Below are 23,490 nucleotides of genomic sequence, written 5' to 3'. Positions count from 1 at the left end.
GATTAAACGTGAGTTTTTTTAAAAAGTTAAAAGACAAGTTCACAACACAAACAGATGAAGTAAGCGGAAAATTTAAAGACGGTCTTGAGAAAACAAGAACGTCTTTCTCAACAAAAATGAATAACCTCGTAAAAAACTATCGCAAAGTTGATGAAGATTTTTTTGAAGAGCTAGAGGAGCTTCTTATCAGTGCCGATGTGGGTGTTGCGACTGTAATGGATCTCATTGACGTATTAAAAGATGAAGCGAGAACGCGTAACATTAAAGATACGAAGGAACTGCAAAGCGTTATTTCAGAAAAGTTAGCAGAACTTCTTCATAAGTCTGATGAAGATGGGTCTCTTAATGTACAAGAAGAAGGTTTAACGGTTTTCTTGTTCGTTGGAGTTAATGGGGTAGGAAAGACAACTACTATTGGAAAGCTCGCACATAAGTTTAAACAAGAAGGAAAGAAAGTGGTTCTTGCAGCGGGGGATACGTTCCGAGCAGGAGCAATTGAGCAATTAGAAGTATGGGGTGAACGAGCTGAAGTTGATGTGATTAAACACCAAGCAGGCTCAGATCCAGCAGCAGTTGTATTCGATGCTGTTCAATCTGCTAAATCACGAAACGCAGATATATTGCTTTGTGATACAGCGGGGCGTCTTCAGAACAAAGTAAACCTTATGAATGAGCTAGAAAAAGTAAAACGTGTGATTCAACGTGAAGTGCCATCAGGTCCACATGAGGTGATTCTCGTTCTAGATGCCACTACAGGACAAAATGCGATGAGTCAGGCGAAGCAATTTGGACAATCAACAGACGTGTCTGCCATTGCGTTAACCAAGCTTGATGGAACAGCAAAAGGTGGAATCGTGCTTGCTATTCGACACGAACTGGATATCCCTGTTAAACTCGTAGGGCTTGGGGAGAAAATGGATGATTTGCAGGAGTTTGATCCTGATACATTCGTATACGGACTATTCTCTTCCATCATTGAAGAAGAGGAAGAAAACGAAGAATAAATTCTAAATTATTTGTGTTAAGAAAAAATCTTGACAAATAAAATGACGCATAGTAATATAATTAACGTAAAGGTGATTACCTTAACAAGGGGCTGTTAACAATGCTAGAGAAAACGATGAGAATTAACTCGTTATTCGACTTTTATCAGTCGCTTTTAACACCGAAACAGCGTAATTATATGGCATTGTATTACCTTGATGATTATTCACTTGGTGAAATCGCAGAAGAATTTCAAGTTAGCCGTCAGGCTGTCTATGATAACATTAAGCGAACTGAACAAATGATAGAAGAATATGAAGCAAAACTGTTGCTATTCGAGCGTTATATCAAAAGGCAAGAGCTGTTAGAAAAGCTTAGAGAAGCGATCGCGAGTGAGAATGAACACTCGAAGGCGCTGCCGTTGATTACATCGCTTGAAAAACTGGATTAGGAGGCGGCGAACATGGCATTTGAAGGGTTAGCCGACCGACTGCAAGACACCCTGCAGAAGATACGCGGTAAAGGGAAAGTAACGGAAGCTGACGTCAAAGAAATGATGCGCGAAGTAAGGTTAGCCTTGCTTGAAGCCGATGTTAACTTTAAAGTCGTAAAACAGTTTATCAATAAGGTCAAAGAGCGCGCCGTCGGACAGGAAGTTATGAAAAGCCTGACGCCAGGGCAGCAGGTCATTAAAGTCGTTAATGAAGAGCTGACAGCGCTAATGGGTGGCGAACAGAGCAAAATTGCTGTTTCAAGTCGCCCGCCGACTGTTATTATGATGGCCGGACTACAGGGTGCAGGTAAGACGACTACTGTCGGGAAGCTTGCAAACCATTTACGTAAAAATCACAACCGTAAACCACTATTAGTAGCGGCGGATATCTATCGTCCTGCTGCGATTAACCAGCTTGAAACGCTTGGTAAACAACTTAGTATGCCGGTGTTCTCGATGGGCGATCAGGTTAGTCCGGTTGAGATTGCTACTAAAGCAATCGAAAAAGCAAAAGAAGAGCATCTTGACTATGTCATTATTGACACAGCCGGTCGATTGCATATTGATGAAAATCTAATGCAAGAGCTAAAAGATGTTAAAGAAGCTGTTACGCCTGACGAAGTTTTCCTTGTCGTTGATTCGATGACAGGACAGGACGCTGTGAATGTAGCTGAAAGCTTTAATGATGCGCTTGATATAACAGGTGTCATTCTCACAAAGCTTGATGGTGACACACGCGGTGGTGCTGCACTTTCGATCAAGTCTGTAACAGATAAACCGATCAAGTTTGCTGGTATGGGTGAGAAGCTCGATGCACTTGAACCGTTTCATCCTGAGAGAATGGCATCGCGAATTCTCGGAATGGGAGACGTTTCAACGCTCATTGAAAAAGCCCAGACTTCAGTAGATGAAGACAAAGCTAAAGAACTTGAGAAAAAGATGCGAACGATGAGCTTTACGTTCGATGATTTCCTTGATCAGCTTGGTCAGGTTCGAAACATGGGACCGCTTGATGAATTGATGGACATGATTCCTGGAATGAACAAAAAAGCCATGAAAAATGTCAGTGTTGATGAGAAGCAAATTGGCCGAGTTGAAGCTATTATTCAATCCATGACAACACGCGAGAAAGAAGAGCCTGATCTCATCAATGCGAGTCGCAAAAAAAGAATTGCCGTCGGTAGTGGAACATCTGTGCAAGATGTCAATCGTCTCTTGAAACAATTTGACGAGATGAAGAAGATGATGAAACAGATGACCAACATGTCTAAAGGCGGTAAGAAAAAAGGTAAGGGCATGAATTTCCCATTCATGCAATAAAAATGAAGTAAATTTTCTCTTTACAAGAGTATAAATTTATGATATTATATTTATTTATGTGAATATTTTTGGAGGTGAAACACATGGCAGTTAAAATTCGTTTAAAGCGTATGGGTGCTAAAAGAGCTCCTTACTATCGCGTAGTTGTTGCTGATTCACGTGCACCACGTGACGGACGCTTCATCGAGGAAATCGGTACTTACAATCCGGTTGCTAATCCAGTTGAAGTGAAAATCAACGAAGAGAAAGCTCTTGATTGGATGCTTAAAGGCGCTAAGCCTTCTGATACAGTACGTAACTTATTCTCCACTGCAGGTCTTATGGAGAAGCTTCACAACGCAAAAAACACAAAGTAATTTAACACCTTAGAGGAGGCTTTCTTGAAAGCCTCCTTTGGTGTATCTAGGTCCATCATTTTTAAAAAGGTGGTAGAGTATAATGGAAGCCCTGGTTGAAACAATTGTAAAAGCTCTTGTCGATTATCCTGATGATGTTCGTGTTGAAAAAGAAGAGACAAGCAGTTTGGATATATACAAGCTTCACGTTCATGCAGAGGACACAGGAAAAGTGATTGGGAAGCAGGGAAAGGTCGCTCGATCAATTCGTACGGTGATGAACGCCGCTGCTGTTCAGTCCAATAAACGTGTACAGTTGGAGATACTTTAGGGGGAGATGAAACTCCTCTTTTTTTGTTTTGGCTCACTCGAATGAACCTTTCAATTCACGTGCCTTTCACCAGATTCATAATCCATATCTAACGTTTATAAAAACTCTCATTGTTCGTAAGGGTTCTTTTTTTATGATAAGCTATATTATCTTATAGTGATGATATCTCGATTTTTGGCTCAATTGAATGAAATATCTGTTTCACTCGCCTTAGCCAAAAATCAATAACATTTATTAACATACCCTTATGAGAACGTGGATTTAACATCAAATACGAAGGCTTTCCCTTTCAAAAGACTTGGCCAGAAGCCAGGTTTTTCTATTGCATCTATATATCATGTGAAAATCAGGTCCTATTTACATATGGAGGGCAGCGAGATGAAAATCATTGTAACGTATGATGTGAAACAAATTTTAACTGAAGAAAGCCGGGCTTCCTATCTAGACAAATGGCAAAAAGAACATGCCTCTCTTCTGCGGGAATGTGATCATCTTCAATTTGAAATGAAGCGCCTGCAAAAAAAACGCCCTTCTGATCAAAAGTGGATAGCTGATCAATTCGATAAAGAAATTCGGACAAGATCTGAACGAATGTCATTCCTTGATTTCAAAATGGATCAACTTGATCAGTTGACTTTAGGTTCTGAAATTCACGACGGTGAAATTCAATCCATTCAGGAAGTTCAAATTGGGGACGAGTGGCATGGAAGAGAGCAAAAAGGTAAAATAGTCGTAAAAGATGGGGTTGTGCAAAGCATCGTCCCTGACTCAAAAGGAAAGGATATTATGATATGACAGAATGGCTTAATGTAGGAAAGATCGTGAATACACATGGCGTGCGAGGTGAAGTACGCGTTATTTCTAGAACTGATTTTCCAGAGGAGCGTTATGCAATAGGCAACAAGCTGTACTTGTTTAAGGATGATGAGCCTGTATCTTTAACAGTTTCATCACATAGAAAGCATAAGCAGTTTGATTTGCTTACATTTGAAGGGTTTCACAATATAAACGAAGTACAGCACATGAAAGAAGGTATTCTGAAAGTAAAGGAAGATCAAGGCGGCAAGCTATCAAAAGAAGAATTCTACTACCGTGATATTATCGGGCTTGAAGTTCATACTGAAGATGGCGAATATCTTGGTAAGGTAAAAGAAATTCTTTCACCAGGAGCAAATGATGTTTGGGTTGTTCAAACTGCTGGCGGGGGTAAGGATCTTTTGTTACCATACATCGAGCAAGTGGTGAAACGGGTCGATTTAAGTGAAGGGAAAATTACCGTTCATTTAATGGAAGGACTTCGTGATTAGCATGAAGATTGATGTGCTTTCGCTGTTTCCTGAAATGTTCTCAGGTGTATTTAATCATTCGATTCTAAAGCGTGCTCAGGATAATGGGGCTGTGACTTATAATGTGACCAATTTTCGTGACTATAGTTCGAATAAGCACAAAAACGTTGATGATTATCCTTACGGCGGGGGAGCGGGTATGGTGTTGACGCCTCAACCGGTTTTTGATGCTGTCGCCGATCTTTCAGCAGGAAAGCATCCGCGCGTCATTCTGATGTGTCCTCAGGGAGAAAGGTTTACACAAAAGAAAGCGGAAGAGCTTGCGAAGGAAGATCATCTTATTTTCATTTGCGGTCATTATGAAGGATATGATGAGCGTATTCGAGAAAATCTAGTAACGGATGAGATCTCCATTGGTGACTTTGTCTTAACAGGAGGAGAGCTTGGAAGCATGGTCGTTATTGACAGTGTTACAAGGCTTCTCCCTGGAGTACTAGGTAATGATACATCAGCTCCTATGGATTCGTTTAGTAGTGGTTTACTAGAGCACCCTCACTACACACGCCCTGCTGAGTATGCTGGGTTAAACGTGCCTGATGTGCTTCTATCAGGAAATCATGAGGCTATTCGTAAGTGGCGTCTTAAGGAATCGTTAAGGCGCACGTGGAATAGAAGACCGGATCTTCTTAGAGAGAAAGACTTGACGAAGGAAGAAGAGAAATTTCTTCAAGATATTAAGCGAGAAAAAGAGTGAATTCATTCTTGTAATCTAAAAAGTGCTATGCTATGATAACAGTTGTGGCATTAGTCACGTTATTACGATGTTCCGCTGTAATGAAAGATTATTTATATGAGCATCTGTGTGGAAGGAGGGTTACTTGATGCACAAGTTAATCCAGGATATCACAAAAGACCAACTTAAGTCGGATCTTCCTAATTTCCGACCAGGAGATACTGTGAAAGTTCACGTTAAAGTTGTCGAAGGTACTCGTGAGCGTATCCAGTTATTCGAAGGTGTTGTGATTAAACGACGTGGTGGCGGAATCAGTGAAACATTTACAGTTCGTAAGATTTCTTACGGAGTAGGTGTTGAGCGTACATTCCCTGTACATTCACCGAAAGTTGCTAAGCTTGAAGTTGCTCGTCGCGGTAAAGTTCGCCGTGCTAAGCTATACTACTTGCGTGCACTTCGTGGTAAAGCCGCTCGTATTAAAGAAATTCGATAAAGTTAGACGCGAAAGGGAGCTTGCATTGTCAGGCTCCTTTTTTCTATTGAAAAAAACTCATGTGAAATAAGTAACTTTCTATGATAAAATAAAGCGGGTTATAAAGGTTTGTAGGAAAGGCTAGAGGGGAAAGAAATAGGTAAAAAAGACCCTTTCATTAGGAGGAACGAGCATGAAAAGCACCAAATCAGCAGAGAAGAAAGATTCCTGGGAGTGGATACGTGCGCTCATCATTGCTTTTATACTAGCAGGAGCCGTTCGCTATTTTATTTTTGCTCCCATTGTTGTTGATGGCGAAAGCATGATGCCGACATTACAGGATCGTGATCGGATGATCGTGAACAAAATCAGCTATAATATTGGTGATGCTGAACGTTTCGATATCATTGTATTCGAGGCACCTGAAGGTAAAGATTATATTAAACGAGTGATTGGTCTGCCTGGAGATAAAGTGGAATACAAAGGTGATATGCTTTACGTAAATGGTGAAGCGGTTAAGGAGCCCTATCTAGAACCATATAAAGATGATTTGTTAGAAGGGAACTTAACGTACGATTTTGATTTAACTGGTGTAACTGGTGAAGCTACAGTTCCAGAAGGACAATTGTTTGTGATGGGGGACAATCGCCAGCATAGTAAAGATAGTCGTTCCATTGGCTTCGTTCCTGTTGAAAAAGTTGTCGGAGAAGCAAACGTTATTTTTTGGCCCTTAAATGATATACAAGTAATGGAGTGAGGATCTAGAATTTTTTGATACCTCATGATTTGAGAATAGGTGGAGATGGCATGACGATTCAATGGTTTCCCGGACATATGGCAAAAGCACGCCGGGAGATTACCGAGAAGCTTAAAATGATTGATGTTGTAATTGAACTAGTGGATGCACGCATCCCGCTTGCTTCAAGGAATCCGATGATTGATGAAATAGTTTCTTCAAAGCCAAGACTAATTTTGCTTAATAAAGCAGATATGGCGGATGATCAGAAAACAACTGAATGGAAACACTATTTTCAATCGCAAGGACATAAAGCATTGGCAATTGATTCGCAAACCGGTAAAGGCGTGAAAAGTATTCCTGCAGCAGCAAGAGAGCTAATGAGTGATAAGATTGATCGGATGATCGAGAAGGGCATGAAGCCGCGTGCGGTTCGGGCCTTAATCTTAGGAATTCCTAACGTTGGGAAATCTACCTTGATCAACCGTTTAGCGGGGAAGAAGATTGCTAAAACAGGAGATCGACCAGGTATTACGAAAAAGCAGCAGTGGATCAAAGTAGGCGATGAAATGGACCTTCTCGACACGCCAGGTATTTTATGGCCTAAGTTTGAAGATCAGATAACCGGATATAAACTGGCTGCTACCGGAGCGATTAAAGATGAAATCCTGGATTTTCAGGATATTTCGGTATATGTGCTCAAATTCATGAGTGAATATTATCCTAATCGCTTGAAGGATCGCTACCACCTTGAGGATATACCTGAAGATGTTGTAGAGTTGTTTGATGAAATTGGGAAAAAACGTGGCTTTTTAATGAGTGGCGGCTGGATTGATTACGATAAAACAGCTGAGACCGTGCTTCGTGAGCTTCGAAGTGGTAAATTGGGCGATGTGACACTTGAAACGCCAGAAAGGTAAGGCCATGAGCCTTACCTTTTTTAAATGAACTGAAGAGAAAGAGGAGATTCAATGAGTGAAAAACTAAAGTCAATTAAAGAAATTACCCAGATGTTGAAGCAAGGGCAATATACTAACGATGATTGGGAAGCATGGAAACAGGATACACGCAAAGGTGTGATGAGCTTAATTGCTAGAGAAGGAAAGAAAGAGCAAGAAAAAATAAAAATACTTCAAATGCATGAAGAGATGAGCGTCTTAGAAGCTCATTACAGAGAACAAGGTCGTCTTGCTATAGCGGGAGTCGATGAGGTAGGAAGAGGCCCTTTAGCAGGCCCTGTGGTTGCTTCAGCGGTCATATTAAACCCTGATGTACCTATTCTTGGGCTACAGGATTCAAAAAAACTGTCTCATGCGAAACTCAATGACTTATTTGATCAGATACATAAGGATGCTATTTCAATTGGAATTGGCGTTGTCAGCTCAAGCGAAATTGATGAATTAAATATTTATCAAGCAACCAAAAAAGCAATGCAACAAGCCGTTGAGGGATTGAACGTCCAAGCTGATTTCTTACTAGTGGATGCCATGCACATCCCACTACAAATCGATCAGGAATCGCTCATTAAAGGTGACGCGAGAAGTGTTAGTATTGCAGCAGCCTCAATCGTTGCGAAGGTGACACGTGACCGCATGATGGTAAAATTAGCAGAAACTTATCCTCAATATGGATTTGAGCGACATGTGGGGTATGGAACGAAAGAACATCTCGCTGCTCTTGATCAATATGGTGTCACGGATGCACATCGAAAATCATTTGCTCCTGTAAGAGATCGCTTAGGCTTGCTATAAATGGTGTATGAATAGGCTGAAACAGTTGATACTATACCTATTCTAGTGTGAAGGAGCAATCATTTGTGAAAGATCCAGGACGTCCAGACAAAAACGACTCGTTTTATGAAGAAGCCGGAGAGGAATTTGGAGTTTACACACCTGCGGCCGCAAGAGAATTAACGATTACGGATCATAAAAAAAGAGAGCAAGAGAACTCACCTAAAAAAGCAGGAAGAGACGAACGGGAAGAGGGGAGATAGCCCCTCTTCTTTTTTTGTAATTTTAGTCATCAATCTTGCTTCATCAATAAAAAGTTGAAAGTTTCGAATATCGTTGAGACTCACGCAGCGTTTTTTTGCGAAAAGTGGCAATTTTTACATCTAAGTAAGAGCGAAACAATCGCCATACAGCTACTTTCCTGGATAAATTGGAACAATATTTGCAAGAAAGAACAGAGACTTTATGCAAAAGGGTAGACAATCGGTGTGAATTTTCTATACAATGAAAACGTCGTCAAAGATTTGATTGACTAGGATAGGAGGATGAGAGAATGAATATCCATGAATATCAAGGAAAAGAAGTCCTAAGAAGCTACGGGGTATCAGTCCCTAATGGACAAGTCGCATACTCCGCGAAAGAAGCTGTGGACGTTGCAAAACAATTAGACAGCAAAGTTTACGTTGTAAAAGCACAAATCCACGCAGGTGGTCGAGGAAAAGCTGGCGGTGTTAAAATTGCCAAGAACCTTGAGGAAGTTCGTACATACGCTGAGGAGATCCTCGGAAAAACACTAGTTACTCATCAAACGGGACCAGAAGGTAAGGAAGTAAAGCGCTTACTTATTGAAGAAGGTTGCGATATTAAACAGGAATATTACGTTGGTCTAGTACTTGACCGTGTAACGTCAAGAGTGGTCATGATGGCATCTGAAGAAGGCGGAACTGAAATTGAAGAAGTGGCTGAACACAGCCCAGAGAAAATCTTCAAAGAAGTGATCGATCCAGCTGTAGGTCTTCAGGGTTACCAGGCTAGAAGACTAGCATTTAATATTAATATCCCGAAAGAACAAATCAATAAAGCAGTGAAGTTTATGCTTGGTTTATACAAAGTTTTTGTAGAAAAAGATGCTTCAATTGCGGAAATCAATCCTCTTGTAACAACTGGGGATGGGAACGTAATGGCTCTTGATGCTAAATTAAACTTTGATCCAAATGCGCTCTATCGCCATAAAGATATCCTTGAACTTCGTGATCTTGATGAAGAGGATTCAAAGGAAATCGAAGCATCAAAATATGAGCTTAGCTACATTGCTCTTGATGGTAATATCGGCTGCATGGTTAACGGTGCAGGGCTTGCAATGTCTACGATGGATATTATCAAGCATTACGGCGGCGACCCCGCTAACTTCCTTGACGTTGGGGGCGGCGCAACAGCTGAGAAAGTGACGGAAGCCTTCAAAATCATCCTATCAGACAAAAATGTTAAAGGTATTTATGTAAACATTTTTGGTGGGATCATGAAGTGTGACGTTATTGCTGAAGGTGTTGTAGAAGCTACGAAGCAAGTAGGTCTTGAAATTCCGCTTGTTGTTCGTCTTGAAGGCACAAATGTTGATCTTGGAAAGCAAATCCTGAAAGATTCTGGATTAAATATTACCGCTGCTGAGTCTATGGCTGACGGCGCGGAAAAAATCGTTTCATTAGTGAAGTAGAAAGGCGGGACTAGGAATGAGCGTATACATTAATCAAGATACAAAAGTCATCGTTCAAGGAATTACAGGATCAGTTGGTTTATTTCATACACAGCAAATGCTTGAGTATGGTACGAAAATTGTTGGTGGTGTAACGCCAGGTAAGGGCGGTACTGAAGTGGAAGGCGTTCCCGTATTTGATACAGTTGAGCAAGCTGTTCAAAAAACTGGTGCTAATGCTTCTGTCATCTATGTTCCGCCTGCTTTTGCAGCAGATGCGATCATGGAAGCGGTAGACGCTGAAATGGACCTTGCGATTTGTATTACGGAAGGTATTCCTGTCATCGATATGGTGAAAGTAAAGCGTTATATGGAAGGAAAGAAAACACGTCTTGTAGGACCGAACTGTCCTGGTGTGATTACTCCTGATGAATGTAAAATTGGTATTATGCCTGGATACATTCACAAAAAAGGTCACGTAGGAGTGGTTTCTCGTTCTGGTACATTAACGTATGAAGCTGTTCATCAGCTTTCTGAATCAGGAATCGGTCAATCCACTGCTGTTGGAATCGGCGGAGATCCTGTTAACGGAACGAACTTTATCGATGTCTTGCAAGCTTTCAACGAAGATGAAGATACGTACGCCGTCATTATGATCGGCGAAATCGGTGGTACGGCAGAAGAAAAAGCGGCAGAATGGGTGAAAGCAAACATGACAAAGCCTGTCGTTGGATTTATCGGTGGCCAAACGGCGCCTCCAGGAAAGCGCATGGGTCATGCCGGTGCAATTATTTCTGGCGGTAAAGGGACAGCTGACGAGAAGATCAAAACAATGGAGTCGTGCGGAATTAAAGTCGCACCTACACCTGCTGTAATGGGCGAAACGCTCATCTCTGTTCTTGAAGATAAAGGATTACTAGAGAAGTGCACAACACATAAGGCTTAATGGTAATAGCTCCCGTTCGGGAGCTATTTCTCTTATACATAACGAGAAATAATACATTTTAATGCTGATAGGGGAGAGGCATGGTTGAGAACGTTTAGAAGCCGGTTAATTCAGTTACATCAGTGCCGAGGAACTGACTGGAAAGTGCTGCGTTCATTTCTTACATTTGACCCAACGCTTCAAAGCATATATGATATGTCTGCTACTCAGTTAAGACAATTTCACATACCAGGAGAGCATGCGAGCTTATTATATGAAGATCTTCATATGAAAAAACCATGGAGGTTTTCTCATATTAAAGCAGGGGAAATTCGGGCTATTACGAGATTTGACGAAGCATACCCTGAAAGGCTTTCGCATATTTATGATGCACCGTGGGTTATATATTGTATCGGTAACACCGCGCTTCTTAATGAACAACGAGCCCTTAGTGTCGTCGGATCAAGAAATCATTCGCGTGATGCGGAAGCGATGATGAAACTTATTTTAACGCCAATCGTAACGAAAGGTTGGACGATCGTAAGTGGTCTTGCTCTCGGTGTTGATACTCTTGCACACCGGATCGCGCTTGATCACGATGCAGGAACGATTGCCGTCCTTGGAAGCGGGTTTAAGCATATCTACCCTAAAGAAAATCAGCTGCTTGCTTCAATAATTGCCAAAAACGGTCTTCTGCTTTCAGAATATCCACCAGATAGGGGACCAGAAAAACATCAGTTTCCTGAGCGGAATCGAATTATTAGCGGATTATCGCTTGGAACGTTTATTGTAGAAGCAAGAAAACGAAGTGGTTCGTTGATTACTGCTGATCAAGCGATGGATCAGGGACGAGAAGTTTTTTGCTTACCAGGCAGGATGACTGACTCGTACTTTGAAGGAACAAATCGACTTATTCAGCAGGGGGCTAAGCTAGTATTAGAGGCAAAAGATATACTTGATGAATTACCGAATTTTCATGAAAATGAAACTAGCACTATTTGACAAACGAGTTTTGACTATTTAATAATAAGGAAGATTTTAAAATTTACCTCAATGGGGGGAGGAAACGTATTGTGGCAGATTATCTAGTTATTGTTGAATCTCCCGCTAAAGCAAAAACAATTGAAAAATATTTAGGAAAGAAATATCAGGTGAAAGCCTCATTAGGTCATGTCATTGACCTGCCAAGAAGTCAGATGGGCGTTGATGTGGAAAACAACTATGCTCCTAAATATATAACAATACGCGGGAAAGGCCCTGTCCTTAAGGAAATTAAAGATGCAGCCAAAAAAGCGAAGAAAGTCTATCTCGCAGCTGACCCCGATCGCGAAGGGGAAGCGATTGCGTGGCATCTAGCTCACAGTTTGAAGATTGATGAGCAAACTGAATGCAGGGTCGTATTTAACGAAATTACAAAAGATGCGGTAAAGGATGCTTTCAAGCAGCCGAGACCAATTAACATGGATTTAGTGGATGCACAGCAAGCGCGTCGAGTACTTGACCGTCTTGTTGGGTATAACATCAGTCCATTATTATGGAAAAAAGTGAAGAAAGGCCTAAGTGCTGGACGAGTTCAATCCGTTGCAGTTCGCCTTATCATTGAAAGAGAGAAAGAGATTCAGAATTTCCAGGCAGAAGAATATTGGAAAATCAAAGCTTCTTTCGAAAAAGATGGAGAGCAATTCGAAGCTGGGTTTTACGGAGTGGATGGAAAGAAAACAGATCTTCAATCACGTGAAGACGTCGACAACGTGTTAAAGCGCATTGAAGGAGATCAGTTTGAGATCCAATCCGTTCAAAAGAAAGAACGTAAGCGAAACCCAGCCCTTCCATTTACAACATCTTCTCTTCAACAGGAAGCAGCAAGAAAGTTAAATTTCAGAGCGAAGAAAACAATGATGCTTGCTCAGCAGCTTTACGAGGGGATTGCGATTGGTAAACAAGGTACAGTCGGTTTAATTACGTACATGAGAACTGACTCAACACGCATCTCTGAAACAGCGAAGGATGAAGCGAAGGAATACATTCAAGGTAAATATGGAGACACATACTTATCAGCTAAAAAGCCTGCTAAGAAACAATCAGGTAAATCACAAGATGCTCACGAAGCGGTTCGACCGACATCGGTTATGCGTGATCCATCTGAGATGAAGGCTTACTTAAAGCGCGATCAGCTCCGTTTATACAAGCTCATCTGGGAGCGTTTTGTAGCCAGTCAGATGGCACCGGCTATTATGGACACGATGAGTGTAGATCTTGAGAACAACGGAACGATCTTCCGTGCGACTGGTTCTAAAGTGAAATTCAAAGGGTTTATGAAGGTGTACGTTGAAGGAAACGACGACAATAAAAAGGAAGAAGATAAAATGCTTCCTGACCTTGAAGAAGGCATGGATGTTTCTACGTCAGAAATTGATCCTTCTCAGCACTTCACACAGCCACCGCCGAGATATTCAGAAGCTCGCCTTGTTAAAACAATGGAAGAACTCGGTATAGGCCGCCCTTCTACTTACGCTCCTACGCTTGATACGATTCAACGTCGAGGGTATGTGGCGTTAGAAGATAAGAAATTTGTGCCAACTGAGCTCGGTGAAATTGTATTAGAACTGATTTTGGAGTTCTTCCAGGATATCATCAATATTGAATTCACTGCTGGATTAGAAAATGATCTTGACAAAATTGAGGATGGCGATGCAGAATGGATTTCTGTCATCAATGAATTTTATCAAAACTTCGAAAAGCGGCTGAAAGTAGCCGAGGAAGAAATGAAGGAAGTCGAGATTAAAGATGAACCCGCTGGAGAAGATTGTGAGAAGTGTGGTTCACCTATGGTCATCAAGATGGGACGCTATGGGAAATTCATGGCTTGCTCAAACTTTCCTGATTGCCGTAATACAAAACCAATCCTTAAAGAAGTTGGCGTTACCTGTCCGAAGTGTAAAGAAGGTAATGTTGTAGAGCGAAAAAGTAAAAAGAACCGTCTTTTCTATGGTTGCGATCGTTTTCCTGAATGTGATTTTCTTTCATGGGATAAACCAATCAAGAGACCATGTCCTAAATGCGGTGATTTACTTGTTGAGAAGAAAACGAAGAAAAAGAAAGAAATCAAATGCGTAAACTGCGATTTCGTTGAAGAAGAAAACTAGTAAGGGGTTATGGCAATGAGTAAACATGTGACGGTAATCGGTGCCGGACTTGCTGGAAGTGAAGCAGCGTGGCAACTTGCAAAGCAAGGAGTGGACGTTCATCTCTATGAGATGCGTCCTAAGAAGCAAACGCCTGCTCACCATACCGATAAATTTGCTGAGCTAGTATGTAGTAATTCACTAAGAGCGAATACGTTAACAAATGCAGTCGGCGTTTTAAAGGAAGAAATGCGTCGAATGGATTCAGTTATCATTAAGTCTGCTGACGAATGTGCCGTTCCGGCTGGTGGTGCACTGGCTGTGGATCGTCATGAATTCGCTGCGAAGGTAACGGAGAATGTTAAAAACCATCCAAACGTAACGGTTTTTTCGGAAGAGTGTACAAAAATCCCTGAAGGGCCAACAATTATAGCGACAGGCCCGCTAACTTCTAAGGATCTCTCAGATCAGTTAAAGGCTTTAAGCGGAGAAGAGTACCTATACTTTTATGATGCTGCTGCTCCTATTATCGAAACGGAAAGCATTGATATGGAGAAAGTGTATAAGAAGTCACGCTATGATAAGGGAGAGGCAGCTTACTTAAACTGTCCAATGACGGAAGAAGAATTTAATACGTTCTATGAAGCACTTATTTCAGCTGAAACGGTTCCGCTTAAAGAATTTGAGAAGGAAATTTTCTTCGAAGGATGTATGCCAATTGAAGTAATGGCCCAGCGCGGGCAGAAGACGATGACGTTTGGTCCTCTTAAACCTGTGGGTCTTGAGGATCCTAGAACAGGAAAGCGTCCTTACGCTGTCGTTCAACTAAGGCAGGATAATGCTTCTGGTACCCTATATAATATTGTTGGATTCCAAACGCATCTCAAATGGGGACCGCAAAAAGAAGTGATTCGCTTAATTCCTGGACTTGAGAACGCGGACATCGTACGTTATGGCGTAATGCATCGAAATACGTTTATTAACTCTCCGAACTTATTGAAAGCTACTTACCAATACAAAGATCGCGAGAATCTATTCTTTGCAGGTCAAATGACAGGTGTGGAAGGGTACGTAGAATCAGCGGCATCTGGACTAATCGCTGGATTTAACGCTGCTCGACTAATGAAGGATGAAGAGCCGCTAGTGTTTCCTGAAGAAACTGCGCTTGGTAGTCTAGCGAATTATATTACGACGGCTAATCCGGATAACTTCCAACCGATGAATGCTAACTTTGGTTTGTTCCCACCGCTTGAAACGCGAATTAAAGGCAAGAAAGAGCGTAATGAAACGATCGCTAATCGAGCGTTAGAAACAATTCAGAATTTTGTAAAAAGATTGTAAATTCCTATTGCTAAGGCTTCTAAATTGTGATACGATTTAGAAGCCTTTTGAGGTGATAACGATGAATAACAACCAACAAGCTCATATTCAATCATTTTCTGAGTATCTTCAGATTGAGAAGAATTGTTCACCACATACGATCTCAGGTTACTTACAGGACATTGAACATTTCAAGTCTTTTATGAAGCAGCAGACTATCGATGTCTTTGCTGCTGTTTCTTATGCAGATGTCAGAATTTATTTGACTGAGCTTCACGAGCGAGGTTACGCAAGAAAAACAGCAGCGAGAAAAATTTCAACGTTACGAAGCTTATATCGATTCCTTTTACGCGAAAACATTGTTGAGATTAATCCATTTACAATGAGCTCACTACCGAAGCAAGAGAAGCGCCTTCCACAATTTTTGTATGAAAAAGAGCTCAATGTATTGTTTGATACGCCCGATACGTCGAAGCCGCTTGGTCAAAGAGACAGAGCTTTGCTCGAAGTATTGTACGGGTGTGGCATTCGCGTTAGTGAATGCGTTGCGCTTAATTTAGAAGACATTGATTTTGCGATTGGTACCATTTTTGTAATCGGTAAGGGGCGTAAGGAAAGATATGTACCAATTGGTAGTTTCGCTATAGATGCAATAAAAGAGTATTTAGAGGATGGACGAGTAAAACTCGGTTCGTCCGGAAAAGAGCCGACAAAAGCCCTGTTTTTAAACTTTAGAGGTAGTCGCGTGACAGCAAGAGGCGTACGAACAATTTTAGATAAGATTGTGAAAAACGCTTCGCTGCATGTACATATAAGTCCCCATGTGATGAGACACACATTCGCAACACATTTACTGAATGAAGGGGCAGACTTACGATCTGTTCAGGAGCTTTTAGGACATTCCGATTTATCATCTACTCAGATCTATACCCATGTGACGGGAGATCGATTGCGAAATATATACATGAACCATCACCCAAGAGCTTAATAGCTCGGGAGGAGGAACTTATGGGAGACTTTCATTCAACGACGATATTTGCAGTACAGCATAATGGAGAGTGCGCAATGGCCGGTGATGGCCAGGTGACATTTGGCAATGCCGTAGTCATGAAACATACGGCTAAGAAAGTAAGAAGGTTATTTCATGGGAAGGTGGTTGCTGGATTTGCAGGATCAGTTGCGGACGCATTCACTCTTTTTGAGAAATTCGAAAGCAAACTGGAAGAATTCGGCGGTAACCTACAGCGTGCTGCTGTTGAACTCGCAAAAGAGTGGCGCAGTGACCGTGTACTAAGAAAGCTTGAAGCCATGTTAATCGTTATGAATAAGGATGAGCTTCTGCTTATCTCAGGTACTGGTGAAGTGATCGAACCTGATGATGGCATTCTTTCCATTGGTTCAGGTTCTAACTACGCACTTTCAGCAGGTAGAGCTCTTAAGCGATACAGTGATAACAAAACCGCTGAAGAAATTGCGCAGGCCTCTATGGAAATTGCATCAGAAATTTGCGTGTACACAAATGATCAAATTATCGTAGAAACCATTTAGTATATAAACTGTATCTTTGGAGGAGATCGTATGTCTAATCCATTAACACTGAGACAAATTGTTGAAAAGCTTGATCAGTATATAGTTGGTCAGAATGACGCGAAAAAGGCTGTTGCCGTGGCATTGAGAAATCGTTACCGTCGGGGTCTTTTAAGCGATAAACTGAAGGATGAAGTGAATCCAAAAAATATTTTAATGATTGGGCCAACAGGCGTTGGTAAAACTGAAATTGCGCGACGACTGGCTCGTCTTGTCAATGCTCCTTTCATTAAAGTAGAAGCAACGAAATTTACTGAAGTGGGTTATGTAGGCCGAGATGTGGAATCAATGGTTCGCGATCTCGTTGAAACATCAATCAGACTTGTCAAAGAAGACCGAATGGAACAGGTGAAGGGCAGAGCGGAAGAAAATGCGAATAAACGCATTGTGGAACTGCTCGTACCGTCTAATAAGAAGCAGACACAATACAAGAATCCGCTTGAAATGTTATTTGGTAATCAGGGGCAAGAAGAAACAAATACCCAGGCTAGTTCAGAAGATCAGTCGATTGCTTCAAGACGAAAGCAAATAGCTCAACAGCTTGCGCTAGGTGAACTCGAAGATCGGATGATTACTGTTGAAGTGGAAGAACAAAACAATTCCATGATGGACATGTTCCAGGGAGCTGGCATGGAGCAAATGGGTATGAACATGCAGGATATGCTCGGAAATATCATGCCTAAAAAGAAGAAAAAACGTAAGCTTCCGGTGTCAGAAGCACGAAAGGTCTTAACGCAGGATGAAGCAGCAAAACTTGTGGATATGGATGAAGTCGCACAGGATGCAGTTTCAAAGACGGAACAAACGGGTATCATCTTCATTGATGAAATTGACAAGGTCGCGGGGAAAAGTCAGCAGTCAGCTGATGTATCCAGAGAGGGCGTTCAAAGAGACATATTGCCAATCGTAGAAGGTTCAACGGTAACAACGAAGTACGGTCCAGTAAAAACAGACCATATTTTGTTTATGGCCGCGGGGGCATTTCACATGTCGAAACCATCTGATCTAATCCCTGAACTGCAAGGCCGATTCCCAATCCGCGTTGAGTTATCAAGTTTAACCGTAGACGATTTTAAACGTATATTAACAGAGCCTGATAATGCTCTTGTGAAGCAATACACAGCATTATTAGAAACAGAAGGTATTAAAGTTGAATTTTCTGACGATGCTATTCTTAAAATTGCTACGATTGCAACCGAAGTGAATCAGGACACTGACAACATTGGCGCAAGAAGACTGCACACAATTTTAGAAAAGCTTCTTGAAGATCTTTCATTTGAAGCACCGGACATTAATCTAGACAGCATCACGATTACACCAGAGTATGTTGAGGAAAAGTTAGCTTCTATTGCGAAGAACCGTGACCTCAGCCAATACATCCTATAATACATGCAGGAGGACAAAACTATGAATTTACTTGAAAAAACAAGAAAAATTAATGGAATGCTACAAAAATCTGAGGGGCCAGTTAACTTTACAGACATGGCTGAAACACTACGAGACGTCATTATGGCAAACGTATATGTCGTAAGCCGCAGAGGTAAGCTACTTGGAATCGCAATTAATCAAGAAATCGAAAACGAACGTATGAAGAAAATGTTTTCTGAGCGTCAGTTCCCTGAAGAATATACACAAAACCTGTTCAACATTGCAGAAACTTCTTCGAATCTGGATATCACAAGCGAGTACACAGCTTTCCCAGTAGAAAACCGTGACCTCTTTGAAAAAGGTCTTACAACAATTGTACCGATCGTTGGTGGTGGAAGCCGTCTTGGTACGCTCATCCTGTCACGTCTAAGCGACTCATTCTCAGATGATGATCTTCTATTAGCTGAATATGGTGCAACAGTAGTAGGAATGGAAATTCTTCATGAAAAAGCGGAAGAAATTGAAGAAGAAGCAAGAAACAAAGCGGTTGTACAAATGGCGATTTCTTCTCTTTCTTATAGTGAACTTGAAGCAATCGAGCACATCTTTGAAGAACTTGAAGGTAATGAAGGACTTCTAGTTGCAAGTAAAATTGCTGACCGCGTAGGCATCACTCGCTCTGTTATCGTAAACGCTCTTCGTAAGCTTGAGAGTGCTGGTGTTATTGAGTCTCGTTCTCTAGGAATGAAAGGAACTTACATTAAAGTTCTTAACGATAAATTCCTTGTAGAGCTTTCAAAACTTAAGACACAGTAATTCATCTAAAGCTCCGAGATCTCTCGGAGCTTTTTTAATAGAATGTTGCCGATTTCAACAGTCCTTTTGCAAACGATGGAGTTGAATCCTAACCGTTTAAGCGTACTGTGAGAGTGAGTTTGTGTAGGTATTCATGGAATTTAAGATTTAAACTTGCGACTTGTCACTTGATATGATATATTAATCAACGGTGTTAATCACACACGCTTGTTGATTTGGAAAGTGGTGCTGCAGACGCAGTTTTTTCCGAAATAGATGCAAGCGGAGGATAAAAAAAACCATTAGGAGGAACACAATCATGGCAGTAATCTCTATGAAACAGCTTCTTGAAGCTGGGGTACACTTCGGTCATCAGACTCGTCGTTGGAACCCGAAAATGAAACCTTATATCTTCACTGAAAGAAACGGTATCTACATTATCGATCTTCAAAAAACAGTGAAGAAAGTCGAAGAAGCTTATAACTTCGTTCGTGACATTGCTCAGGACGGTGGTAAAGTTCTTTTCGTAGGTACAAAAAAGCAAGCGCAAGATTCCGTTAAGGATGAAGCGATCCGTGCTGGTCAATACTACATCAACCAACGCTGGTTGGGTGGAACGCTTACGAACTTTGAAACTATTCAAAAGCGTATTAACCGCCTGAAGAGCCTTGAGAAGATGCAAGAAGACGGTACTTTTGAAGTACTACCTAAGAAAGAAGTTATGCTTCTTAAAAAAGAAATGGATCGCCTTGAAAGATTCCTTGGTGGTATTAAAGATATGAACGGCGTTCCAGACGCAATGTTCGTAATCGACCCTCGTAAAGAGCGTATTGCTATTGCTGAGGCTCGTAAGCTTAATATCCCAATCGTTGCGATCGTGGATACAAACTGTGATCCAGATGAGATCGACTATATTATCCCTGGTAACGACGATGCAATCCACGCTGTGAAACTTCTTACTGCTAAAATGGCTGACGCTGTTATCGAAGTTAGCAAAGTAGAAGAAGAAGCAGAAGTTGAAGCGGTAGAAACTGAAGAAACATCTGTATAAGAACACAAAGGGGTGATAAAGGGGAACTCTAACCCCTTTATCACCTTTTTTTAACCCAAAAGGGTATGATTACATATCATAATTCAAGGAGGAATTACTAATGGCAGTAACAGCTCAAATGGTAAAAGAATTGCGTGCACAAACTGGTGCAGGTATGATGGATTGCAAAAAAGCTCTAACAGAAAACGACGGTGACATGGACAAAGCAATCGACTGGCTTCGTGAGAAAGGTATTTCTAAAGCAGCTAAGAAAGCTGACCGCGTAGCAGCTGAAGGTCTTGCAACGATCGCTGTTGAAGGTAACAAAGCAGTAATTGCTGAAATTAACTCTGAAACTGACTTCGTTTCAAAGAACGAAAGCTTTATTTCACTAATCAATGATATTTCGCATCACCTCCTTAGTACGAATCCTGAGTCTGTGGACGCAGCTCTTGAAAGCAAAATGGAAAACGGACAAACCGTTACTGAATTCATTAACGACAAAATTGCTAAAATCGGCGAGAAGATTTCTCTTCGTCGTTTCCAAATCATTGAGAAAACTGACGCTGACGCATTCGGCGCATACCTACACATGGGTGGACGCATTGGTGTTCTAACACTTCTTGAAGGCACAACTGACGAAGAAGTAGCGAAAGACGTTGCTATGCACACTGCAGCAGTTAACCCTCGTTTCGTATCTCGTGATGCTGTTCCAACTGAAGAAGTTGAACGCGAGCGTGAAGTATTGAAGCAACAGGCTCTTAACGAAGGTAAGCCAGAGAAAATTGTTGAGAAAATGGTAGAAGGCCGTATCAACAAATTCTTCGAAGAAATTTCTCTAGTTGATCAGCCGTTTGTTAAAGACACTGATCAAAAAGTTGGTAAGTACGTTGAATCTAAAGGCGCTACTGTAAAAGGCTTCATCCGCTACGAAGTTGGCGAAGGCATGGAGAAACGTGAAGATAACTTCGCTGAAGAAGTTATGTCTCAAGTGAAGAAGTAAAACAATGATAGGGAACACGTTGTGTTCCCTATTTTTCAAGAACAAATACTGATAAACATGCTGGAGGGTTAAAATGAGCGGAGCCAAGTATGAACGCGTTGTGTTAAAATTAAGCGGAGAAGCTTTGTCGGGTGGAGAAGGTCAAGGGATTTCACCGACAATCGTACAGTCAATCGCATCTCAAGTGAAAGAAATTCACGAAATGGGTGTGGAAGTGGCTGTCGTCGTTGGCGGAGGAAACATCTGGCGTGGTAAAGTAGGCAGTGAGATGGGAATGGACCGTGCTACTGCTGATTATATGGGGATGCTTGCAACAGTTATGAATTCACTAGCTATGCAGGATAGCCTTGAGAATATTGGAGTTGAAACACGTGTTCAAACTTCAATCGAAATGAGACAGGTAGCTGAGCCATATATTCGTCGTAAAGCGATTCGACACCTTGAGAAAAAACGCGTTGTCATTTTTGCGGCTGGTACGGGTAATCCATACTTCTCAACAGATACGACTGCTGCATTGCGTGCGGCAGAAATTGAAGCAGATGTTATTTTAATGGCGAAGAACAACGTAGACGGAGTTTACACAGCCGATCCTACAGTTGACGCTACTGCGAAGAAGTATGACACCCTTTCTTACCTTGATGTACTTAAGGAAGGCTTAGCTGTAATGGACTCCACAGCTTCTTCACTTTGTATGGATAATGACATTCCACTTGTTGTCTTTTCCATTATGGAAGAAGGAAACATTAAGCGCGCCATTTGCGGCGAAGAAATTGGAACAGTTGTAAAGGGGAGAAATTAAGATGACGAAAGAAATCTTGAAAAACGCTGAAGAACGTATGCAGAATGGAATTTCAAGCTTGAAGCGTGAGCTAGCAACACTAAGAGCTGGAAGAGCAAATGCTTCTCTACTTGATAAAATTCAAGTTGACTACTACGGTGCTCCAACACCAGTTAACCAGCTTGCTGGTATTTCTGTTCCGGAAGCACGTATGCTACTAATCCAACCTTATGATAAGACTTCAATCGGCGAGATCGAAAAAGCAATTCTTAAATCAGATCTTGGCTTAACACCTTCAAATGATGGGAATGTTATTCGTCTAACGATTCCAGCTCTAACAGAAGAGCGTCGTAAAGATCTTGTGAAACTCGTTAAGAAGTATGCGGAAGAAGGCAAAGTCGTGCTTCGCAACATTCGCCGCGATGCAAATGATGAGTTAAAGAAACAAGAAAAAGATGGCGATATTACAGAAGACGAGCTTCGCCGTGGCAACGACGATGTCCAAAAGCTTACTGACAAGTATGTAGCTGAAGCTGACAGTGTTGCGACTGATAAAGAAAAAGAAATCATGGAAGTCTAATTCAATAACATGTAAAATAAGATAATAAAAGGACCCTCTTTTCCCACAGGGGGTTTTTTTGTTAAGTAAGTGACACAATGGAGGATTTGCAATGCTTGGGAAGTTCTCGAACTGGATGAGAAAGAATGAAGATGAGGAACATTTAGAAATTAACACATCTGCAAATATCCCAGGACATATTGCGATCATTATGGATGGCAATGGACGCTGGGCGAAGAAGCGAGGTCTCCCGCGTGTGGCTGGCCACCGTGAAGGCGTTAAGGTTGTAAAGAAAATCGTAAGAAAGGCGAATGATCTGGGTGTTCAATATTTAACCCTGTATGCCTTTTCGACCGAGAATTGGAAACGACCAAAGGAAGAAGTAGACTTTTTAATGAAGCTCCCTGAGCAATTTCTACTTAGCCACCTGCCAGAATTGATCGAGCAGAACGTTCAAGTTAGAATTATGGGAGAACGAGAACAGCTGCCCCCCCATACGTTCAAAGCCATAAGCAAGGCAGTGAAAGAGACGAAAGACAATACCGGACTCATTCTTAACTTCGCGCTTAACTATGGTAGTCGTCATGAAATGAAAACAGCGATGCAGCGGTTATTAAGTGATGTAAGAAAGGGGATACTGACGGAAGAAGAGATTACGGAAGAGAAGATTTCTTCGTATTTACTCAGTAGCCAGTACCCGGACCCGGATTTATTAATAAGGACAAGCGGAGAAATTCGCTTAAGTAACTTTATGCTCTGGCAGTTAGCTTATACTGAACTTTGGTTTACGGAAGTTCTTTGGCCTGATTTTACAGAGCACCATTTTATTGAGGCCGTACAGGAATACCAGCGAAGAGGAAGACGTTACGGCGGGGTGTAAGTGTAGG

The 23,490-nt window shown here is 41.5% G+C and carries 27 protein-coding genes; all 27 read left to right on the top strand.

The window, feature by feature from the left end:
• Positions 1 to 8 precede the first annotated feature (8 nt).
• Positions 9 to 1,004, top strand: a complete 996-nt coding sequence (gene ftsY / locus ACIFPW_RS05715; RefSeq protein WP_430242712.1) for a signal recognition particle-docking protein FtsY — start codon at positions 9 to 11, stop codon at positions 1,002 to 1,004.
• Positions 1,005 to 1,105: 101 nt separating this feature from the next.
• Entirely contained in the window at positions 1,106 to 1,435 is a 330-nt protein-coding gene (locus tag ACIFPW_RS05710; protein ID WP_194221400.1) for a putative DNA-binding protein, read from the top strand.
• A 12-nt stretch (positions 1,436 to 1,447) separates the two neighbouring features.
• Positions 1,448 to 2,797: a signal recognition particle protein gene (ffh, locus tag ACIFPW_RS05705; protein ID WP_430242709.1), complete on the top strand. Its 1,350-nt coding sequence runs from the start codon at positions 1,448 to 1,450 to the stop codon at positions 2,795 to 2,797.
• A gap of 83 nt (positions 2,798 to 2,880) precedes the next feature.
• Positions 2,881 to 3,153 (top strand): 30S ribosomal protein S16, encoded by a 273-nt coding sequence (gene rpsP, locus ACIFPW_RS05700; protein ID WP_098443358.1) that lies wholly within the window; start codon positions 2,881 to 2,883, stop codon positions 3,151 to 3,153.
• A gap of 82 nt (positions 3,154 to 3,235) precedes the next feature.
• Positions 3,236 to 3,463, top strand: coding sequence for a KH domain-containing protein (locus ACIFPW_RS05695; protein WP_430242706.1), 228 nt, complete (start codon positions 3,236 to 3,238; stop codon positions 3,461 to 3,463).
• A 378-nt stretch (positions 3,464 to 3,841) separates the two neighbouring features.
• Complete coding sequence (locus ACIFPW_RS05690; RefSeq protein ID WP_430242703.1) at positions 3,842 to 4,258, top strand: YlqD family protein; 417 nt, start codon at positions 3,842 to 3,844, stop codon at positions 4,256 to 4,258.
• Positions 4,255 to 4,770, top strand: coding sequence for a ribosome maturation factor RimM (rimM, locus tag ACIFPW_RS05685; protein ID WP_430242700.1), 516 nt, complete (start codon positions 4,255 to 4,257; stop codon positions 4,768 to 4,770). The genes ACIFPW_RS05690 and rimM overlap by 4 nt, the downstream gene beginning before the upstream one ends.
• 1 nt (position 4,771) lies before the next feature.
• Complete coding sequence (gene trmD / locus ACIFPW_RS05680) at positions 4,772 to 5,503, top strand: tRNA (guanosine(37)-N1)-methyltransferase TrmD (RefSeq protein ID WP_194222285.1); 732 nt, start codon at positions 4,772 to 4,774, stop codon at positions 5,501 to 5,503.
• Between the two features lie 127 nt (positions 5,504 to 5,630).
• Positions 5,631 to 5,975 (top strand): 50S ribosomal protein L19, encoded by a 345-nt coding sequence (gene rplS / locus ACIFPW_RS05675; protein ID WP_098443362.1) that lies wholly within the window; start codon positions 5,631 to 5,633, stop codon positions 5,973 to 5,975.
• Between the two features lie 172 nt (positions 5,976 to 6,147).
• Positions 6,148 to 6,711 carry a signal peptidase I gene (gene lepB, locus ACIFPW_RS05670; RefSeq protein WP_430242697.1) on the top strand — a complete coding sequence of 188 codons (564 nt, stop codon included), beginning with the start codon at positions 6,148 to 6,150 and terminating at the stop codon, positions 6,709 to 6,711.
• Positions 6,712 to 6,761: 50 nt separating this feature from the next.
• Positions 6,762 to 7,610: a ribosome biogenesis GTPase YlqF gene (ylqF, locus tag ACIFPW_RS05665; protein ID WP_194221406.1), complete on the top strand. Its 849-nt coding sequence runs from the start codon at positions 6,762 to 6,764 to the stop codon at positions 7,608 to 7,610.
• A gap of 51 nt (positions 7,611 to 7,661) precedes the next feature.
• On the top strand, positions 7,662 to 8,441 hold the full coding sequence (locus ACIFPW_RS05660) for a ribonuclease HII (RefSeq protein WP_430242694.1): 780 nt from the start codon (positions 7,662 to 7,664) through the stop codon (positions 8,439 to 8,441).
• 65 nt (positions 8,442 to 8,506) lie between these two features.
• A complete protein-coding gene (locus tag ACIFPW_RS05655) occupies positions 8,507 to 8,683 on the top strand; it encodes a hypothetical protein (protein ID WP_303531272.1) in 177 nt (58 codons plus the stop codon).
• 290 nt (positions 8,684 to 8,973) lie between these two features.
• Entirely contained in the window at positions 8,974 to 10,134 is a 1,161-nt protein-coding gene (gene sucC, locus ACIFPW_RS05650; protein WP_194221409.1) for an ADP-forming succinate--CoA ligase subunit beta, read from the top strand.
• A gap of 16 nt (positions 10,135 to 10,150) precedes the next feature.
• Positions 10,151 to 11,059 carry a succinate--CoA ligase subunit alpha gene (gene sucD / locus ACIFPW_RS05645; protein ID WP_430242691.1) on the top strand — a complete coding sequence of 303 codons (909 nt, stop codon included), beginning with the start codon at positions 10,151 to 10,153 and terminating at the stop codon, positions 11,057 to 11,059.
• A gap of 84 nt (positions 11,060 to 11,143) precedes the next feature.
• Complete coding sequence (dprA, locus tag ACIFPW_RS05640; protein ID WP_430242688.1) at positions 11,144 to 12,040, top strand: DNA-processing protein DprA; 897 nt, start codon at positions 11,144 to 11,146, stop codon at positions 12,038 to 12,040.
• A gap of 71 nt (positions 12,041 to 12,111) precedes the next feature.
• Entirely contained in the window at positions 12,112 to 14,184 is a 2,073-nt protein-coding gene (topA, locus tag ACIFPW_RS05635; RefSeq protein WP_430242685.1) for a type I DNA topoisomerase, read from the top strand.
• A gap of 15 nt (positions 14,185 to 14,199) precedes the next feature.
• Positions 14,200 to 15,504, top strand: a complete 1,305-nt coding sequence (trmFO, locus tag ACIFPW_RS05630; RefSeq protein WP_427391991.1) for an FADH(2)-oxidizing methylenetetrahydrofolate--tRNA-(uracil(54)-C(5))-methyltransferase TrmFO — start codon at positions 14,200 to 14,202, stop codon at positions 15,502 to 15,504.
• Between the two features lie 61 nt (positions 15,505 to 15,565).
• Positions 15,566 to 16,471: a tyrosine recombinase XerC gene (gene xerC / locus ACIFPW_RS05625; protein ID WP_430242683.1), complete on the top strand. Its 906-nt coding sequence runs from the start codon at positions 15,566 to 15,568 to the stop codon at positions 16,469 to 16,471.
• A 20-nt stretch (positions 16,472 to 16,491) separates the two neighbouring features.
• The gene (gene hslV / locus ACIFPW_RS05620; protein ID WP_430242680.1) at positions 16,492 to 17,031 is read left to right on the top strand and encodes an ATP-dependent protease subunit HslV; all 540 of its coding nucleotides are present in this window, start codon (positions 16,492 to 16,494) and stop codon (positions 17,029 to 17,031) included.
• Positions 17,032 to 17,061: 30 nt separating this feature from the next.
• Positions 17,062 to 18,456, top strand: a complete 1,395-nt coding sequence (gene hslU / locus ACIFPW_RS05615; protein ID WP_430242677.1) for an ATP-dependent protease ATPase subunit HslU — start codon at positions 17,062 to 17,064, stop codon at positions 18,454 to 18,456.
• Between the two features lie 21 nt (positions 18,457 to 18,477).
• Positions 18,478 to 19,254, top strand: coding sequence for a GTP-sensing pleiotropic transcriptional regulator CodY (codY, locus tag ACIFPW_RS05610; protein ID WP_194221417.1), 777 nt, complete (start codon positions 18,478 to 18,480; stop codon positions 19,252 to 19,254).
• A 298-nt stretch (positions 19,255 to 19,552) separates the two neighbouring features.
• Positions 19,553 to 20,284 (top strand): 30S ribosomal protein S2, encoded by a 732-nt coding sequence (rpsB, locus tag ACIFPW_RS05605; RefSeq protein ID WP_430242674.1) that lies wholly within the window; start codon positions 19,553 to 19,555, stop codon positions 20,282 to 20,284.
• Between the two features lie 100 nt (positions 20,285 to 20,384).
• The gene (gene tsf, locus ACIFPW_RS05600; RefSeq protein WP_430242671.1) at positions 20,385 to 21,266 is read left to right on the top strand and encodes a translation elongation factor Ts; all 882 of its coding nucleotides are present in this window, start codon (positions 20,385 to 20,387) and stop codon (positions 21,264 to 21,266) included.
• Between the two features lie 73 nt (positions 21,267 to 21,339).
• Positions 21,340 to 22,065, top strand: a complete 726-nt coding sequence (pyrH, locus tag ACIFPW_RS05595; RefSeq protein ID WP_194221419.1) for a UMP kinase — start codon at positions 21,340 to 21,342, stop codon at positions 22,063 to 22,065.
• A gap of 1 nt (position 22,066) precedes the next feature.
• Positions 22,067 to 22,624, top strand: a complete 558-nt coding sequence (gene frr, locus ACIFPW_RS05590; RefSeq protein WP_194221420.1) for a ribosome recycling factor — start codon at positions 22,067 to 22,069, stop codon at positions 22,622 to 22,624.
• A 91-nt stretch (positions 22,625 to 22,715) separates the two neighbouring features.
• Positions 22,716 to 23,483 carry an isoprenyl transferase gene (locus tag ACIFPW_RS05585; protein WP_194221421.1) on the top strand — a complete coding sequence of 256 codons (768 nt, stop codon included), beginning with the start codon at positions 22,716 to 22,718 and terminating at the stop codon, positions 23,481 to 23,483.
• The last annotated feature ends 7 nt before the right edge of the window (positions 23,484 to 23,490 follow it).

Source organism: Pseudalkalibacillus sp. NRS-1564, assembly GCF_050467905.1.
In the GTDB taxonomy this organism is placed as follows: Bacteria; Bacillota; Bacilli; order Bacillales; family Guptibacillaceae; genus Guptibacillus; species Guptibacillus hwajinpoensis_B.
This window is presented reverse-complemented; position numbering and strand designations above follow the sequence as displayed.

Excerpts from the sequence above, each read along its gene's own strand:
- ACIFPW_RS05710 (WP_194221400.1), top strand. The coding sequence starts at position 1,106 with ATGCTAGAGAAAACGATGAGAATTAACTCGTTATTCGACTTTTATCAG.
- ffh (WP_430242709.1), top strand. The coding sequence starts at position 1,448 with ATGGCATTTGAAGGGTTAGCCGACCGACTGCAAGACACCCTGCAGAAG.
- rpsP (WP_098443358.1), top strand. The coding sequence starts at position 2,881 with ATGGCAGTTAAAATTCGTTTAAAGCGTATGGGTGCTAAAAGAGCTCCT.
- ACIFPW_RS05695 (WP_430242706.1), top strand. The coding sequence starts at position 3,236 with ATGGAAGCCCTGGTTGAAACAATTGTAAAAGCTCTTGTCGATTATCCT.
- ACIFPW_RS05690 (WP_430242703.1), top strand. The coding sequence starts at position 3,842 with ATGAAAATCATTGTAACGTATGATGTGAAACAAATTTTAACTGAAGAA.
- rimM (WP_430242700.1), top strand. The coding sequence starts at position 4,255 with ATGACAGAATGGCTTAATGTAGGAAAGATCGTGAATACACATGGCGTG.
- trmD (WP_194222285.1), top strand. The coding sequence starts at position 4,772 with ATGAAGATTGATGTGCTTTCGCTGTTTCCTGAAATGTTCTCAGGTGTA.
- rplS (WP_098443362.1), top strand. The coding sequence starts at position 5,631 with ATGCACAAGTTAATCCAGGATATCACAAAAGACCAACTTAAGTCGGAT.
- lepB (WP_430242697.1), top strand. The coding sequence starts at position 6,148 with ATGAAAAGCACCAAATCAGCAGAGAAGAAAGATTCCTGGGAGTGGATA.
- ylqF (WP_194221406.1), top strand. The coding sequence starts at position 6,762 with ATGACGATTCAATGGTTTCCCGGACATATGGCAAAAGCACGCCGGGAG.
- ACIFPW_RS05660 (WP_430242694.1), top strand. The coding sequence starts at position 7,662 with ATGAGTGAAAAACTAAAGTCAATTAAAGAAATTACCCAGATGTTGAAG.
- sucC (WP_194221409.1), top strand. The coding sequence starts at position 8,974 with ATGAATATCCATGAATATCAAGGAAAAGAAGTCCTAAGAAGCTACGGG.
- sucD (WP_430242691.1), top strand. The coding sequence starts at position 10,151 with ATGAGCGTATACATTAATCAAGATACAAAAGTCATCGTTCAAGGAATT.
- trmFO (WP_427391991.1), top strand. The coding sequence starts at position 14,200 with ATGAGTAAACATGTGACGGTAATCGGTGCCGGACTTGCTGGAAGTGAA.
- xerC (WP_430242683.1), top strand. The coding sequence starts at position 15,566 with ATGAATAACAACCAACAAGCTCATATTCAATCATTTTCTGAGTATCTT.
- hslV (WP_430242680.1), top strand. The coding sequence starts at position 16,492 with ATGGGAGACTTTCATTCAACGACGATATTTGCAGTACAGCATAATGGA.
- hslU (WP_430242677.1), top strand. The coding sequence starts at position 17,062 with ATGTCTAATCCATTAACACTGAGACAAATTGTTGAAAAGCTTGATCAG.
- codY (WP_194221417.1), top strand. The coding sequence starts at position 18,478 with ATGAATTTACTTGAAAAAACAAGAAAAATTAATGGAATGCTACAAAAA.
- rpsB (WP_430242674.1), top strand. The coding sequence starts at position 19,553 with ATGGCAGTAATCTCTATGAAACAGCTTCTTGAAGCTGGGGTACACTTC.
- tsf (WP_430242671.1), top strand. The coding sequence starts at position 20,385 with ATGGCAGTAACAGCTCAAATGGTAAAAGAATTGCGTGCACAAACTGGT.
- pyrH (WP_194221419.1), top strand. The coding sequence starts at position 21,340 with ATGAGCGGAGCCAAGTATGAACGCGTTGTGTTAAAATTAAGCGGAGAA.
- frr (WP_194221420.1), top strand. The coding sequence starts at position 22,067 with ATGACGAAAGAAATCTTGAAAAACGCTGAAGAACGTATGCAGAATGGA.
- ACIFPW_RS05585 (WP_194221421.1), top strand. The coding sequence starts at position 22,716 with ATGCTTGGGAAGTTCTCGAACTGGATGAGAAAGAATGAAGATGAGGAA.